Here is a 14,684-nt window from a genome sequence, read left to right on the forward strand (position 1 = left end):
GTGAAATCTTTCCTCGAAAAATGGATACCTAAGTTCTAAAGTCCAGGCATTCATTTTTCTTGTCTGGGGGCAACATGCAGGTTCGCAAGATTGGTTTGCTGGTCGAACAGCCGCGGGATGGCGCCTATTACTGGGTGATCCAGGAGGATGTGCGCCGTGACGGACGCTACGAGCCCATGCAGAAGGCGGAACGCCCCTTCGCCACCTACGCAGCGGCGCTGGCCCAGGGCTACGGCGTGCTGCAGCGGCTGTGCGGTCTCACCGGCCTGCCGGCGGGCGGCCCGGTTTCCATTTAAGGCCGCGCCGCGACGCGGTGTCAGCCAGCGCAGGGGCGCCGCCGGAAGGCGGCGCCCCTTGCCTTTTCGGGCGCGGCAGAATCGGGGGCTCCCACCCCTGCCATGCTCACCCTCCTTTCCCTCAGCTGCCCCCAATGCTCAGCCCCGCTGCCGCGGGCGGCGCGTTGGCGCACGGTCAACTGCATCTATTGCGGTGCAACCATCGTGCGCGGCGCCGAAACGGTGGAACGGGCCACGTTCCGGATGGCATGGCAGCGCTCGAACTCGGCGCCCGCAGAAGGGCGCGAGCTGGTCTGGCGCAGCGCCCGCTACGGCCTGCTGGCACCGCTGGGCACCGGCGACAGCGCTGAACTCTGGCTTGCACGGCGCTGCGGCGCGTTGCCGGAACGGGTGACCCTCAAGCTGGCGCTGGACGAACAGGCAGCGCGCGACCGGCTGCTCGCCGAAGCCGCCGCGCTTGAAGCGCTGCAGCGCCTCGCGACGCCGGGCGCCGCCTATTTCACGCGCCGGCTGCCGCAGCCGCTCGGCACCGGCGTTGCCGAGGGTCTGGCCGGGGGCACCCGCACGGCGCTGCTGCTGCGCCACCCTGCCGGCTTCTGGGGCAGCCTGGCCGAAGTGCGGCTGCTCAACCCGCAGGGCATCGACCCGCGCCATGGCGTCTGGCTCTGGCGCCGCATGCTCGAGGTGCTGGCCTTCGTCCACGACAACGGCTGGGTGCATGGCGCGCTGGCACCGGAGCATGCGCTGGTGCACCCGCACGACCACGGCGTGTTGCTGATCGGCTGGGCCGACGCACGCCAGCCGCCGGCGCACGACCGCAGCGCGGCGATGGCGCGCGACCTCATGCAGTCGGCCTGGACGATTCGTGCGCTGCTGGCCGGGCATGCGGCCGATGCACCGGGGCCCGGCGCCCGCACGCCGGCCCCGATGGCGGCCTTGCTGCGCCAATGCAGCGAGGATGCGGCCGCTTGCGCGCAGTTCGGCGCGCGCGGCCTCGAGCAGGCCTTGTCGACCGTGGCGCGCGAAGCCTTCGGCCCACCGCAGTTCATCCCCTTCCACCCCGCGCCGCAGGGCGCCTGACACACCGAGGACGCCACCCCATGGGTTACGGAAACTATTCGCACGCCGCACACGCTGCCCTCGTGGCCGACCGGGCCTCCCGCTCCGGCGCCGAAGTCTTCACGCAACGTGCCACGCACCCGCTGATGAACCCGCAGGGGCTCAAGGTGCGCGAGTCGCGCGACAACGCCGACCACCCGAACTCGCTGGGCATTGTGTTTGCGCTCGACGTCACCGGGTCGATGGGCGACATTCCCGACATCCTTGCGCGGCGCGAACTGCCGACCTTCATGAAGCTGCTGACCGACTGCGGCGTGACCGACCCGCAGTTGATGTTCATGGCCATCGGCGACGCCAACGCCGACCATGCCGCGCTACAGGTCGGCCAGTTCGAAACCACCGCAGAACTGATGGACCAGTGGCTCACCCGCAGCTACCTCGAGGGCGGCGGTGGCGGCACCGGCGAGGAAAGCTACGAGCTGGCTTTCTATGTGCTCGCGCAGCACACCGACCTCGACTGCTGGGTCAAACGCCGCAAGCGCGGCTATCTGTTCATGACCGGCGACGAGCTGCCCTACTCCGCCGTCTCGCGCCACCAGATCGAAGCACTGATCGGCGAGAAGCTCGACGAGGACATTCCGATCGAGGAAGCCATCGCCGCGGCCGCCGAGACCTACCACCTGTTCTTTCTGATTCCCGATGCCAAGCGGCGCCAGCACTGTGAAAAGCGCTGGCGTGAATTGCTCGGCGACCATGTCATCTGCATGGACGCGCCCGACGATGCCTGTGCCGTGGCCGCGGGCATCGTGGCGCTGACCGAGCGCGCGGTACCAACCCTCGACGGCCTGGCCCAGGTCATGGGTGCGCACGGCACGCCGCGCGAGCGCGTGGGCGCGGTGGTGCACGCGCTCGAAGGCTATGCCGCACTCATCGATCCGGATGCACCGAAGCGCGTGCGTGCGGCAACGGCCGGCGCGTCCACGGCGCGCTCGTCCTGGTGGAAGCGGCTGTTCGGCTGAGCCGCGGTTGACCACCCGCTATGTCTCGCTGCTCGGCCTCGGCTTCGGCGACTGCGGCAAGGGGCTGTTCACCGATTTCCTGAGCCTCCATTGGCAGGCGCACACCGTCGTGCGCTTCAACGGCGGGGCGCAGGCCGGCCACAACGTGGTGCTGCCCGACGGCCGGCATCACACCTTCTCGCAGTTCGGCGCGGCGACATTCCAACCGGGCGTGGCCACGGTGCTGGCGCAGCCGGTCGTGGTGCATCCCACCGCGCTTCACTTCGAACATCGGGCGCTGCAGCAGGCCGGCGTGCACGACGCACTGGAGCGCCTGCAGATCGACGCGCGCTGCCGCGTCACGACGCCGTTCCACCAGGCCGCCGGCCGGCTGCGGGAATGGGCTGAAGGCCACGGCAGTTGCGGCGTCGGCGTCGGCGAAACCGTGCGGCAGGCACTCGCCGCACCCGAACTGGCGCTGCACTACGGCGACCTGACCGATACCGCCGGCGCGCGCCACAAGCTCGAAGCCCTTCGGCGGCGGCTGCATGCCGAGTTCGCAACGCATGCGCCAGCGCATGACGCCGCCCTGCAGGAACTGGCCCTGCTGGCAGATGCGCAGGCCGCGCACCACTGGCTGGCAGCCGCGCAGGCCGTGACGCGGCAGGTGCCACCGCAGAGCCGCGACGCGATCGCGGCGCGCATTGCACGCCCCGGCACGGTGTTGTTCGAAGGCGCGCAAGGCGTGCTGCTCGACGAGTGGCGCGGCTTCCATCCGCACACCAGCTGGAGCACGGTGTCCACCGCGGCGGTCGAGGCCGTCCTGGCGGAACTGGGCCTGCGCGCGCCGGTCCAGCATCTAGGCGTGCTGCGCAGCTACCTCACCCGCCATGGCGCCGGCCCCCTGCCCACGGCCGATGCCGCGCTCGACGGCATCGCCGAGCCGCACAACCCCGATGCCGGCTGGCAGGGCGCATTCCGGCGCGGCCAGCCCGACGCGCTGCTGCTGCGCTACGCGCTCGATGCCGTGGGCCCTCTCGACGGACTGGTGGCGAGCCACCTCGACGTGTTCGAACGCGTGGCCGCGTTGCGCTGGTGCAGTGGCTACCGGCTGGCAGCGGGCGAGCAGCTTGCCGCGCTGCCGCTCAGTGCCACGCCGGATCTCGCGCACCAGGCCAAGCTGACGCAAGTGCTCAAGCAGGCGCAACCGGTGTATGACGGTACGGCGCTGAGCACACCCCAGGCCTGGATCGAGCGTGTCGAAGCGCTGTCGGGCCAACCGGTCCGCTGGGCCTCATGTGGCGCCACGCATGCGGCCGTGCGTTCCCTGGCGCCCTGCTGACGCTTCTTCAGGACTCGTCGGCGTCGTAGTTGGGATCGGGGCGGGCCACGATCTTGTCGATGCGCCGACCATCGAGTGCCGCCACTTCGAAAGTCCAGCCGGCGCAGTCGATGCGCTCACCCACCGTCGGCAGATGGCCCGACACCGACATCAGCAGGCCGGCCACGGTGTTGTAGCGACCACGCTCTTCCTCCGGCAGTTCCTTGATGGTGAGCCGCGCGCGCAGTTCCGATACCGGCATCAGGCCGTCGAGCTCCCACGCACCGTCCGGGCGCAGCGTGGCCCAGGCGTCGGTCTGCATGCCGGGCTGCAGCTCGCCGGTGATGGCTTCGAGCAGGTCGCGCGGCGCCATCAGGCCCTGCACCACGCCGTATTCATCGACCACGAACACCAGACGGCCGGCGCGCACACGGAACTGTTCGAGCAATTCCATGCCGGTCAGCGTCTCGGGCACGAACGAGGCGGGCTGTGCGGCCGTCTCGATCGGGCCTTCATGCTGCGGCCCAAGCTGCAGCAGCTGTGCAACGCTGATCACGCCGACCACGTCGTCGAGCGAGTTGCGGCACACCGGATACCACGAATGAACCAGATTTAACGCGGCGGCTGCTGCCACCTTCTGCAGCGCCTGCGCCACCGTGTCGGAGGCGTCGAGCCATTCGATGTCGGCGCGCGGAATCATCAGCGACGAGAGCCGCCGGTCGTCCAGGTGGAACACGTTGCGCACCATCTGATGCTCGTGGTGCTCGATCACGCCGGCATCGACGCCTTCCTCGAGGCTGGCCGAGATTTCTTCTTCGGTCACCACCCGCGCGGCATTGGCGTCGATGCGCAGCAACTTGAGCGTCATGCCGGTCACGCCCGAGAGCAGCACCACGAACGGCTTGGCGCCGGTGGCCAGCGCGCGCATCGGGCGCGACACCCAGCGCGCCACCGGCTCGGGGTAGAGCTGGCCGATGCGCTTGGGCACCAGCTCGCCGAAGACGATCGTGAAGAAGGTGATGCAGGTCACCACCAGCGCGGTCGAGACGACGCTGGCGGTGCCCCTCCCCATGCCGAGGACTTCGAGCCAGTCGGCCAGCGGCGCCGCGAAGGCAGCTTCGCCCACGATGCCGCTGAGCATGCCGATCGAGGTGATGCCGATCTGTACGCTCGACAGGAACTGGGTTGGGTCTTCCATCAGGCGAAGCGCCGCAACAGCACCCGCATCACCGGTTTCGGCCATGGCTGCGAGCCGCGCACGCCGACTGGTCGAAAGGGCCATTTCGGACATGGAGAACAACGCGTTGAGCGTCGTCAGCAGGGCCAGCAGAAAAACATCCATGTACGCGGGTGAGAATGGGGACATGGCACTTTACTTGATAGGGGATGTGCAGGGCTGCGACGACGCACTGGGCCGGCTGCTCGACAAGATCGCCTTCTCGCCGAGCCGCGACCGCATCGTGCTGCTCGGCGACCTCGTCAATCGCGGATCCGACTCAGCCGCCGTGCTGCGGCGGGTGCAGGGCTATGGCGCCTCGGCGCGCAGCCTGCTCGGCAACCACGACCTGCACCTGCTCGGCGTGGCACACGGCGCACGCAAGGCCGGCCGCAAGGACACGCTGGCCGCCGTGCTCGACGCGCCCGACCGCGAACTGCTGCTCGACTGGCTGGGGCAACAGCACATGGCACTGCACGAAACGATCGCCGGCGCCGACTTGCTGATGGTGCACGCCGGAGTGCCACCGCAATGGAGCGTGGGCGATACGCTCGTGCTCGCATCGGAGGTCGAGGCTGTCCTGCGCGGCCCGGCCCTGGGGGAGTTTCTGCAAACCATGTACGGCAACGAGCCGGCGCAATGGAGCGCCACGCTGACCGGCAGCGCCCGGTTGCGTGCGATCGTGAATGCGCTGACGCGATTGCGCTTCTGCAGCGCCGAGGGCGTGATGGAATTCGAGTCCAAGGACGGCGCCGCTTCCGCGCCGGACGGCTTCATGCCCTGGTTCGACGTGCCGGGCCGGCGCACTGCGCACGCGACGGTCGCCTTCGGCCATTGGTCGACCCTGGGTTGGGTGTCGCGGCCCGACCTGCTGTCGACCGACACCGGCTGCGTCTGGGGTGGATGCCTCAGCGCGGCGCGCATCGGCGCCACGCTCGCCGAGCGCGAGCACATCAAGGTGCAGTGCCCGCAAAGCCAAAAGCCCGGCTGAGCCGGGCTTTGCAAGCTCAAAAGCGCAAGGAAAACAGCGTCAGGAGCTCGACTCGGCCGTCGGGTCGGCCGTCTTGAACAACGCAGCCACCTTGCGCTTGCTCTTGATGTTGGCCGAAATGCCGCGCGCCGCAGGCGCAGCCTTGGCCGCTGCCTCCCACGCCGGCGTGGCATCGGGCTGGCCTGCCTCCGCCTCGTAGGGCTGGTCGAAGAACGGATCGCGCGGCGCGGACGGCGCGCGGTGCGGGCGCCCGCCGCCGCGCAGTGCGCGAGGTTCGGCGGCGCGTTCGCGCGGCTGGTCGAGCACGTCGCGCGCGTCGCCGGCCTCACCCTCTTCGCGCCAGTGACGGCGGCCGTCGTTGATGTGGCCGCGTGGACGGTCTTCCTCGAACTCGATGGGTTCCAGCTCGATCTTGTTCTTGATGAGCTTTTCGATGTCAGCCACCAGCCGCACGTCGTTGCCGCCGCTGGCAAAGCTCACGGCCAGGCCGGAGGCGCCCGCGCGGCCCGTGCGGCCGATGCGGTGCACATAGTCTTCGGCATTGAACGGAATGTCGAAGTTGAACACCGCCGGCACGTCCTTGATGTCGAGGCCACGGGCCGCGACGTCGGTGCACACCAGCAGGTCGACCTCGCCCTTCTTGAACGATTCGAGCGCCTTCAGCCGCTCGTCCTGGCTCTTGTCGCCATGCAGCGCGGTGGTCTTGAGGCCCTCGCGTTCGAGCGAACGCGCGAGCCGGGCACAGCCGAGCTTGCTGTTGACGAAGACAAAAGCCTGCGTGATGCCACGCTGCTTGACGATCTGCTTCAGGGCGCGCCGCTTGTCGTCGTCGGCCACGCTGTAGAAGTGCTGCTCGACCGTGGACGCTGTTTCGTTCGGGCGCGCCACCTCGATCGTGATCGGGTTCTGCAGGTAGCTGCCGGCCAGCCGCTTGATTTCAGGCGAGAACGTGGCCGAGAACAGCAAGGTGATGCGCTGCTTGGGCAGGTAGCTCAGGATGCGTTGCAGATCGGGCAGAAAACCGATGTCGAGCATGCGGTCGGCTTCGTCGAGCACCACGTATTCGACCTGGTTCAGCACCGCGTTCTTGGCTTCGATGTGGTCGAGCAGGCGGCCCGGCGTGGCGACCAGCACCTCGACACCCTTCTTGAGCTCGAGCGTCTGCGGCTTCATGTCCATGCCGCCGAACACCACGGCGCTGCGCAGGTTGGTGTACTTGGCATAGAGCTCGACCTGCTGGGCAACCTGCACGGCCAGTTCGCGGGTGGGCAACAGCACCAGTGCGCGCACCGGATGGCGCGCCGGCGACGTGGAGCTGTTCTCGTGCTTGAGCATTCGCTGCAGCAGCGGCAGTGCAAATGCAGCTGTCTTGCCGGTGCCGGTCTGCGCCGCGCCCATCACGTCCTGCCCCGCAAGCACGACCGGAATGGCCTGCTCCTGGATCGGTGTCATGGTCTCGTAGCCCATTTCGGCCACGGCGCGTGCCAGCGGTTCGGCCAGCGAAAGATTGGAAAAAGAACTTGTCATTAACCTTCAATTGTCGCACTGCCGCAAAAACCGGCAGTGACAACAAGAAACCGGGGCCAGCCGACCGCTGCGGCCGCGCTACAAAGTCCGTGCGGCGAAGGTGTCGCAGGACTGGATCTGGCCGCTCTGGTAGCCGGCGCCGAACCAGCGTTGCCGCTGGGCGCTGGTGCCGTGGGTGAAGCTGTCGGGCACCACCGCCCGGCCGGCCGACCGCTGCAGCGCGTCGTCGCCGATCTTCTGGGCCGCGTTCATGGCCGCCTCGATGTCGCCCGGGTCGAGCCACTTCTTCGATTCCTGCGAATGGTGCGCCCAGACCCCGGCGAAGCAGTCGGCCTGCAGCTCCACGCGCACGCTCAGCGCGTTGTTCTGGGTCTGGCTCAGCCGCCCGCGCATGCCGTCGACCTTGGCGGTCACGCCGAGTTCGTCCTGCACGTGGTGGCCGACCTCGTGCGCGATCACGTAGGCCTGGGCGAACTCGCCGGGCGCGCCGAGCTGGTTCTTCAGGGTGTCGTAGAAACCGAGGTCGATGTAGACCTTCTGGTCGCCGGGACAATAGAACGGACCCATCGCCGCCTGGCCGGTGCCGCAGGCCGTCGCGGTCGCGCCACGGAACAGCACCAGCTTGGGCGCGTTGTAGGTGCCGTTGTTCTGGCGAAAGATCGCCGTCCAGACCACTTCGGTGTTCTTGAGCACGGTGGAGACGAAGGCCGCTTCGCGGTCATTGGCCGGGGGCTTGGGCGCGGGGCCCTGCTGCACCTGCGGCGCCGGATCGCCTCCGCCGGTGAGAAGCCCGAGCACGGTCAGCGGGTTGATGCCGAACACCCAGCCTGCGATCAGCGCCACGGCAACGGTGCCGATGCCGACACTGCGGCCGCCGATCGGAAATCCGCCACCCCCGCCGCCGTCGCTGCGGCGGTCTTCAACGTTGTCGGACTGTTCGTTGCCTTCCCATTTCATGACGCGCTCCTTGCCGGCGCCAACCGGCTACAGGGATGGTAGCGGTTCAACGGAAGGCGGCGTAACCAACCGTCATGGCCCTACTCGCTCAGGCCTTCGGCAGGGTCACGCCGCGCTGGCCCTGGTACTTGCCGCCGCGATCCTTGTAGCTGGTCTCGCAGACCTCGTCGCTCTCGAAGAACAGCACCTGCGCGCACCCTTCGCCCGCATAGATCTTGGCGGGCAGCGGCGTCGTGTTGCTGAACTCGAGGGTCACGTAGCCTTCCCACTCGGGCTCGAACGGCGTCACGTTGACGATGATGCCGCAGCGCGCGTAGGTGCTCTTGCCCAGGCAGATGGTCAGCACGTTGCGCGGAATTCGGAAGTACTCCACCGTGCGCGCCAGCGCAAAGCTGTTGGGCGGGATGATGCAGAAGTCGCCGTGCATGTCGACGAAGCTCTTCTCGTCGAAGTTCTTCGGGTCCACCACGGTGCTGTGGATGTTGGTGAACACCTTGAACTCGGGTGCACAGCGGATGTCGTAGCCGTAGCTCGAAGTGCCGTAGCTGATGATCTTGTGGCCGTCCTGCTGGCGCACCTGGCCCGGCTCGAAGGGCTCGATCATGCCGTGCTGTTCGGCCATGCGCCGGATCCATTTGTCGCTCTTGATGCTCATGTGAAATCGGGGCTGCAGAAAGGTGGCGCGAATTGTGGCACGGCGGGCAAAAGCGCCCGGCGCCGGCTCGCGCAGGGGTCGATCACGCTATGGATCACGCCGTGGTGGTGCGCGCCGCTTCGGCGAAAGGCACGGCCGTACGCGCCGGCACGGCCAGCGCTTGCGACACCACGGCCTGCTCGATCACCCGGTCGTCGCCCAGCACGATCATCGCGAACAGCAGTTCTTCGAGGTTGTCGGCACGCGCTGTTTTGCGCGCCAGCAATGGCGTTGCCTCGGGGTTCAGCACCAGAAAGTCGGCTTCGCAGCCGGGTTGAAGATTGCCGACCACGCCATCGAGGCCGAGCGCGAGTGCCGCGCCAGCGGTGTGGCGCCACCAGAGCTGCGACGGCGCGATGCTGATGCCCGGCTTGGTTTGCCCGTGCCGGCCCACGTAGTACGCCGCGAGCATCGTGTGGAACGGGCTGAAGCTGGTGCCGCCGCCGACATCGCTGGCCAGGCCGTAGCGGTAGCCAATGCGGTTGGCGCCTTCGAAATCGAAGAAGCCGCTGCCCAGAAACAGGTTGCTGGTGGGACTCACGGCCGCCGCGGCGCCGGTTTCACGCATCAGCCGGCGGTCGTCGTCGTCGAAATGGATGCAGTGCGCGTACACCGAACGGCGGCGCATCAGGCCGAAGCCGACATACACGTCGAGGTACGAGCGGGCCTGCGGGAACAGCTCGGCCGCCCACTTCACCTCGTCTTCGTTCTCGGCCACATGGGTGTGGATCCAGGTGTCGGGATAGCGCGCCGCCAGCGCGCCGGCGCCGCGCAACTGGGCTTCGGAACAGGTCGGCGCAAAACGCGGCGTGATGGCATAGCCGAGCCGGTCGACGTTGTGCCAGCGCTGGATCAGGGTTTCGGTGTCGATCAGGCTCTGCTCGGTTTCGTCGCGCACGCCGTCGGGCGAGTGGCGATCCTGCAGCACCTTGCCGCCGATCATGCGCAGCTTGCGGCGCTGGGCCGCGGCAAAAAACGCCTGGGCCGAAGCCGGATGCGAGGTTGCGAAGGTGACCGCCGTGGTGACGCCATTGCGCAGCAGCTCGTCGAAAAACACCTCTGCCACTTCGGCCGAGTGCGCCGGATCGGAAAAAAGACTTTCGGCCGGAAACGTGTAGTTCTGCAGCCACGGCAACAACCCGTCCGCGGGCGCACCGATGATGTCGGTCTGCGGAAAGTGGATGTGCATGTCGATGAAGCCCGGCGCCAGGATCCGGCCCGGCAGGCGCATTACATTCAGGTGGCTGTAACGCGCGGCCAGCGCATCCCAGGCGCCTGCGTCCTGCACGATCTGGCGCCCGCGTGCATCCGGCCCGACCACCAGCAGGCCGTCCTGATCGAACAGGGCGTTGCCTGCGTTGTCGAAACGCAAAAGAGAGGCACGATAGGCTTGCATGATGGGGAGCTTACGCAAAATCGGGAGGGGCACGATACGTGTGTCACGATAATTGCTATCCAGTTCCATAGCGCGCGCCCGTGCGTCCATCGGAATCTTCCTTTGACGCTGCATCTTCTTTCCACGGACTCTACGCATCGATGAAAGTGCTTTTAATAGGCAACCTGCCAATGGACGGGCAGACCAGCATGCTGCTGTTCCAGGCCGTGATCGAGCGCGAACTTGCCCGCCTCGGCTGCAATGTCCGGCTGGTGACGGCCAAACCGCTGGCGCTGCGCCTGCCCTATCCGAAGCGCCTGCGCAAATGGGTGGGCTACATCGACAAGTTCGTCTTCTTCCCATTGACGCTCTGGCGGCACGTGCGGTGGGCCGATGTGGTGCACGTGACCGACCATTCCAATGCGATGTACGTGCCGCGCGTGGTCGGCAAGCCGAACATCGTGACCTGCCACGACGTGATCGCGATCCAGGCCGCGCTGGGCATGGTCGACGGCTGGAGCGTTGGCCGAACCGGTCGGCTTTTCCAGCGGCTGATCTCTCAGGGGTTGCAGCGCACCGACCTGGTGACCTGCGTTTCGCACCTGACGCGGCGCCACCTGCTCGAGCTGGAACTGGTCAACGAAAAGAAGGCCAGCGTGGTGCTCAACGGCCTCAACGCGGACTTCACCGTGGTGTCCCCCGAACAGGCCGCGCCGCTGATCGAGCGCTTCGGCCTCACCGTGCAGGACCGCTACTTCATGCACATCGGTTGGGATCTGGCGCGCAAGAACCGCATGGCCGCGCTCAAGGCTTTCATTGAACTGCAGCAGCGAGCGGCGGCCGGCGGTCGCTCGCCCGTCGCGGACAAGCTCCTGTTCGTCGGGCCGGATTTGTCGGCGGAGATGGCCGAACTGGCGCGCGCAAACGGTGTGCTCGAGCAGATCCTGGTGATTCGCGATGTGTCGCACGACGAGTTGTGCGCGCTCTATGCGAGCGCCACGGCCCTCCTGTTTCCCTCGCTGCAGGAGGGCTTCGGCTGGCCGGTCATCGAGGCGCAGGCTTGTGGCTGCCCCGTGTTCACGTCCGATCTCGCGCCGATGAACGAGATCGGCGGCGAAGGCGCGGTGTATGTCGACCCGCTCGACGCTTCGGCGTTTGCGACAGCGATCGAGCAGGCCACACCACGGCTGGGCGAGATGCGCAAGCTCGGCCTCGCGAATGCCGCGCTCTATTCCTCGGAACGCATGGCTCTCGGCTACATCGAAACCTATCGCCGGGTCATCGAAGCCCGGCAACGCGCGTGAGAAAGCTGCTGTCGCTGGCGGTGGTGCTGCTGCCCTGGCCGCTCAAGCGCTGGCTGCTGCGCCGCGTGTGGGGCTATCGGATTGCCGACGATGCGCGCATCGGGCTCTCGTACATCTTTCCGGGCCAGCTGGAGATGGGCTCCGGTGCCCGGATCGGGCATTTCAACGTCGCGATCCACCTCGGCCGGCTCGAATGCGGCGAACACTCGATCATCGAACGCGGCAACTGGATCACCGGCCATGCGCCGGACGGCGCGCACTTCACGCACCGCACCGCACGCGATCCGGCGCTGCTGCTCGGCGCGCATGCGGCTATCACCAAATCGCACATCATCGACTGCACCGACCGGGTCGAGATCGGCGCGTTCAGCACGGTGGCGGGCTACCACTCGCAGATCATCACGCACGGCATCGACATCGTGGCCGGCCGGCAGGATTGCAAGCCGATCTCGATCGGCGCGTACTGCCTCGTGGGCACCCGCGTCACGGTGCTCGGCGGCGCTGTGTTGCCCGACCGGTGTGTGCTGGGCGCCGGCGCGGTGCTGAACAAGCCTTACCTCGAAGAACACGCGCTCTACGCCGGCCAGCCGGCCGTGCGCGTGAAGGCATTGCCGGCCGATGCGGCCTACTTCCACCGCGCCGAGGGGTTTGTCGACTGACAACGGTCTTGCATTCAAAGCTCTGAATCCAGCGGGTGATCTGGGCGCTCGAGTTCCGGGGCGCTTCGGTTCCGGGGTGGGCTCAGGGCGGCGGGGCACGCTGCTCCGCGAATGTCCCCCGGGCTTCGCCCTCCTCCTTTATTTCGCTGCGCAGCGTGCCCCACCGCCCTGATCCTGGACGCAGCGTGTCCGTTTCGCGCTGAACAAGCAGAGCGTGCCCAAGGCCGATGGTGGTGGGTGGCCCCTGCAGCGAAATAAAGGAGGAGGCCGCAGGCCGGGGGACATTCGCGGAAGGGGCCACCCACCGCCAGCGGCCCGCCCCAAGCCCCAAGCGTCAGCCCAGTTGCACCGCAGTCTTGACCGGCAGCGGCTTCAATGCGGCTTCCAGACTTGCCTGCAACGGCCCGGCCAGCGCGCCGGCCGCGACAGCGTCGATCAGCACCCGCACGCCCTGGTGTTCGTCGGCCACGACGCGCGGGCGTGCGGCCGGCGGGATGCCAAGTTCGTCGCAGCCTTGCGCCACCAGCGCAGTGGCCACCTGGCCGGCGGCCAGCGCCCGCAGTTCGGGCTTGTAGATCTTGCCGACGTTCGTCATCGGCATGTGCTCGATCACGGTGACCGACTTCGGCCGGGCCGGTGCCTCGTCGACACGGCCGGCCGTGAACGCGCGCAGTTCCTCCTCGGTCACCTCGGCGCCAGGCACCAGTGTCGCGAACGCCACCGGCAGCTCACCCGCGTAGGCGTCGGGCGCGCCGACCGCGGCGCAGAGCTGCACGGCAGGGTGCGCACCGAGCGCATCCTCGATGGTCTTGGGGTCGATGTTGTGGCCGCTGCGGATGATCAGATCCTTGGAGCGGCCCGTGAGGTTCAGCCTCCCTTCGCCGTCGATCCAGCCAAGGTCGCCGGTCGCGAGCCAGCCGTCGGCCGTGAACGCCTTGGCCGTATCGCCGGCATCCAGAAAACCCGAGAACACGTTGGGCGACTTGAACAGCACCATGCCGTGCTCGCCTGGCGGCTGCTCGCGGTCGCTGGCGCCGCCGTGGTCGTCGAGCGCCACGATGCGCATCTGCGAATAGGGCAGCGGGAAGCCGACACAGCCGGCCGGCCCTTTCACACCCGGCGGCGTGACGGTCGAAATCCCGGCCATCTCGGTCATGCCAAGGCTCTCGTGCACATGCAGGCCGAACAGGCGCTCGAAACGCGCCGCAAGCTCGGGCGCAAGCACGGCAGCCCCGGTGCGGCAGTACTTGATGGAAGAAATGTCGGCGCCGGCCAGCGGCACGTTGGCCAGCGCCGCCAGCACGGTGGGAACGGCCGACAGCGAGGTCGGCCGGAATTTTTCGACCAGCCGCCAGTAGTTGGCGACCACCGCCTTGCTCCGCAGCAGCGCCGTGGTCGGCATGATGGTTTCGACACCCGCCGACAGGGCCGCCAGCGACGCCGGCAGCACGCCCGCGACGTGGAACAACGGATAGCCGTTGATCGTCACATCCTCATGGGTGAGCCCCTGCAGCTTGACGCAGGCCCAGGCCGTGAACACCTGCGCACCGTGGCTGTGGCGCGCCAGCTTCGGCGCGCCGGTGGTGCCACCGGTATGGAAGTAGGCGGCGATGTCTTGGGGTGCGATGTCGCGACCACTGACCAGACGGTCGTCGGGCTGCGCCCTGCGCAGGGCGGCGAAGTCGCCGATGCCCTCAGGCAGTTCGCCTCCGGCATTCGCCGGCTCGTCGTGCGGCGCGACGCGCAGCACCTTGCGCAGCGACGGCACCTGCCCGCGCAATCGCATCGCCTTCGACCACATGCCGGAGTCGGCGTCCGAGCCGTAGGCGATCAGCACCTTGGCGCCGGCCGCGCTCATCAGCGACACCAGCTTTTCGTCGGTCAGCAGCGGGTTGAGTGGTTGCACGATGCCGGCCGCCTCGCCGCCCCAGAGCGCCAGGTGGTATTCGAGGCAACCGGGCAGCAGCACCGCAACCGCGTCCTGCGGGCCGACGCCGAGCGAATGCAGCAGGTTGGCGGTCTGGTGGATGCCGGCCAGCAACTGCGCGTATGTCCAGCGGATCGGTGGCGTTTCAGGGTCGGCGTCGCGCAGGAAGGTCAGCGCCGTGCGATTGCCATGGGCCGCCGCCGCGTTGCGGAACAGCTCGTAGGTGCTGCGCGCGGTGATGGCTTGTTCGAGCGGCGTGGCCTCGAGGCGGCGCACGTCGGCGAGGGAACGGATGGGAAAGGATGCCTTGAAAGGCGGGGCCACGGGGCGCATGCAAGTCTCCTGGGGATCGCAGTCGAT

At 67.8% G+C, this 14,684-nt stretch carries 13 protein-coding genes; 7 read left to right on the plus strand and 6 right to left on the minus strand.

What is annotated here, in order from left to right; genetic code table 11:
• The first annotated feature begins 74 nt into the window (after positions 1-74).
• From QTI05_RS01990 to QTI05_RS02005, 4 genes are all read left to right on the plus strand, one after another.
• Positions 75-296 (plus strand): hypothetical protein, encoded by a 222-nt coding sequence (locus QTI05_RS01990; RefSeq protein WP_286542309.1) that lies wholly within the window; start codon positions 75-77, stop codon positions 294-296.
• 102 nt (positions 297-398) lie between these two features.
• The gene (locus QTI05_RS01995) at positions 399-1,376 is read left to right on the plus strand and encodes a BUD32 family EKC/KEOPS complex subunit (RefSeq protein WP_286622716.1); all 978 of its coding nucleotides are present in this window, start codon (positions 399-401) and stop codon (positions 1,374-1,376) included.
• Between the two features lie 20 nt (positions 1,377-1,396).
• Positions 1,397-2,374 carry a VWA domain-containing protein gene (locus QTI05_RS02000; protein WP_286542306.1) on the plus strand — a complete coding sequence of 326 codons (978 nt, stop codon included), beginning with the start codon at positions 1,397-1,399 and terminating at the stop codon, positions 2,372-2,374.
• A 7-nt stretch (positions 2,375-2,381) separates the two neighbouring features.
• Positions 2,382-3,695 carry an adenylosuccinate synthetase gene (locus tag QTI05_RS02005; RefSeq protein ID WP_286542305.1) on the plus strand — a complete coding sequence of 438 codons (1,314 nt, stop codon included), beginning with the start codon at positions 2,382-2,384 and terminating at the stop codon, positions 3,693-3,695.
• A gap of 7 nt (positions 3,696-3,702) precedes the next feature.
• Here the strand turns inward: QTI05_RS02005 and QTI05_RS02010 are convergent, their stop codons facing one another.
• Entirely contained in the window at positions 3,703-5,016 is a 1,314-nt protein-coding gene (locus QTI05_RS02010) for a hemolysin family protein (RefSeq protein WP_286623329.1), read from the minus strand.
• 22 nt (positions 5,017-5,038) lie between these two features.
• On the opposite strand from QTI05_RS02010, the gene QTI05_RS02015 reads away from it, so the two are divergent.
• On the plus strand, positions 5,039-5,881 hold the full coding sequence (locus tag QTI05_RS02015) for a symmetrical bis(5'-nucleosyl)-tetraphosphatase (RefSeq protein WP_286622717.1): 843 nt from the start codon (positions 5,039-5,041) through the stop codon (positions 5,879-5,881).
• Between the two features lie 39 nt (positions 5,882-5,920).
• On the opposite strand, the gene QTI05_RS02020 is transcribed toward QTI05_RS02015, so the two are convergent.
• The 4 genes from QTI05_RS02020 to guaD form a co-directional block, all read right to left on the minus strand.
• Complete coding sequence (locus tag QTI05_RS02020; protein ID WP_286622718.1) at positions 5,921-7,408, minus strand: DEAD/DEAH box helicase; 1,488 nt, start codon at positions 7,406-7,408, stop codon at positions 5,921-5,923.
• Positions 7,409-7,486: 78 nt separating this feature from the next.
• Complete coding sequence (gene ypfJ, locus QTI05_RS02025) at positions 7,487-8,365, minus strand: KPN_02809 family neutral zinc metallopeptidase (RefSeq protein ID WP_286542301.1); 879 nt, start codon at positions 8,363-8,365, stop codon at positions 7,487-7,489.
• Positions 8,366-8,453: 88 nt separating this feature from the next.
• Positions 8,454-9,020, minus strand: a complete 567-nt coding sequence (gene dcd / locus QTI05_RS02030; protein ID WP_286542300.1) for a dCTP deaminase — start codon at positions 9,018-9,020, stop codon at positions 8,454-8,456.
• Positions 9,021-9,114: 94 nt separating this feature from the next.
• Positions 9,115-10,455 (minus strand): guanine deaminase, encoded by a 1,341-nt coding sequence (guaD, locus tag QTI05_RS02035; RefSeq protein WP_286622719.1) that lies wholly within the window; start codon positions 10,453-10,455, stop codon positions 9,115-9,117.
• A gap of 140 nt (positions 10,456-10,595) precedes the next feature.
• On the opposite strand from guaD, the gene QTI05_RS02040 reads away from it, so the two are divergent.
• Together QTI05_RS02040 and QTI05_RS02045 are read left to right on the plus strand one after the other, a co-directional pair.
• Positions 10,596-11,738 (plus strand): glycosyltransferase family 4 protein, encoded by a 1,143-nt coding sequence (locus QTI05_RS02040; protein ID WP_286657778.1) that lies wholly within the window; start codon positions 10,596-10,598, stop codon positions 11,736-11,738.
• The gene (locus QTI05_RS02045; protein WP_286542297.1) at positions 11,735-12,397 is read left to right on the plus strand and encodes an acyltransferase; all 663 of its coding nucleotides are present in this window, start codon (positions 11,735-11,737) and stop codon (positions 12,395-12,397) included. Before QTI05_RS02040 ends, QTI05_RS02045 begins: the two co-directional genes overlap by 4 nt.
• 334 nt (positions 12,398-12,731) lie before the next feature.
• Here QTI05_RS02045 and QTI05_RS02050 read toward each other — a convergent pair whose 3' ends face one another.
• Positions 12,732-14,657 (minus strand): acyl-CoA synthetase, encoded by a 1,926-nt coding sequence (locus QTI05_RS02050; RefSeq protein WP_286622721.1) that lies wholly within the window; start codon positions 14,655-14,657, stop codon positions 12,732-12,734.
• Positions 14,658-14,684: the final 27 nt, after the last annotated feature.

This window comes from Variovorax fucosicus, from assembly GCF_030316825.1.
Taxonomy (GTDB): domain Bacteria; phylum Pseudomonadota; class Gammaproteobacteria; order Burkholderiales; family Burkholderiaceae_C; genus Variovorax; species Variovorax fucosicus.

Excerpts from the sequence above, each read along its gene's own strand:
- QTI05_RS01990 (WP_286542309.1), top strand. The coding sequence starts at position 75 with ATGCAGGTTCGCAAGATTGGTTTGCTGGTCGAACAGCCGCGGGATGGC.
- QTI05_RS01995 (WP_286622716.1), top strand. The coding sequence starts at position 399 with ATGCTCACCCTCCTTTCCCTCAGCTGCCCCCAATGCTCAGCCCCGCTG.
- QTI05_RS02000 (WP_286542306.1), top strand. The coding sequence starts at position 1,397 with ATGGGTTACGGAAACTATTCGCACGCCGCACACGCTGCCCTCGTGGCC.
- QTI05_RS02010 (WP_286623329.1), bottom strand. The coding sequence starts at position 5,016 with ATGGATGTTTTTCTGCTGGCCCTGCTGACGACGCTCAACGCGTTGTTC.
- QTI05_RS02015 (WP_286622717.1), top strand. The coding sequence starts at position 5,039 with ATGGCACTTTACTTGATAGGGGATGTGCAGGGCTGCGACGACGCACTG.
- QTI05_RS02020 (WP_286622718.1), bottom strand. The coding sequence starts at position 7,408 with ATGACAAGTTCTTTTTCCAATCTTTCGCTGGCCGAACCGCTGGCACGC.
- ypfJ (WP_286542301.1), bottom strand. The coding sequence starts at position 8,365 with ATGAAATGGGAAGGCAACGAACAGTCCGACAACGTTGAAGACCGCCGC.
- dcd (WP_286542300.1), bottom strand. The coding sequence starts at position 9,020 with ATGAGCATCAAGAGCGACAAATGGATCCGGCGCATGGCCGAACAGCAC.
- guaD (WP_286622719.1), bottom strand. The coding sequence starts at position 10,455 with ATGCAAGCCTATCGTGCCTCTCTTTTGCGTTTCGACAACGCAGGCAAC.
- QTI05_RS02040 (WP_286657778.1), top strand. The coding sequence starts at position 10,596 with ATGAAAGTGCTTTTAATAGGCAACCTGCCAATGGACGGGCAGACCAGC.
- QTI05_RS02050 (WP_286622721.1), bottom strand. The coding sequence starts at position 14,657 with ATGCGCCCCGTGGCCCCGCCTTTCAAGGCATCCTTTCCCATCCGTTCC.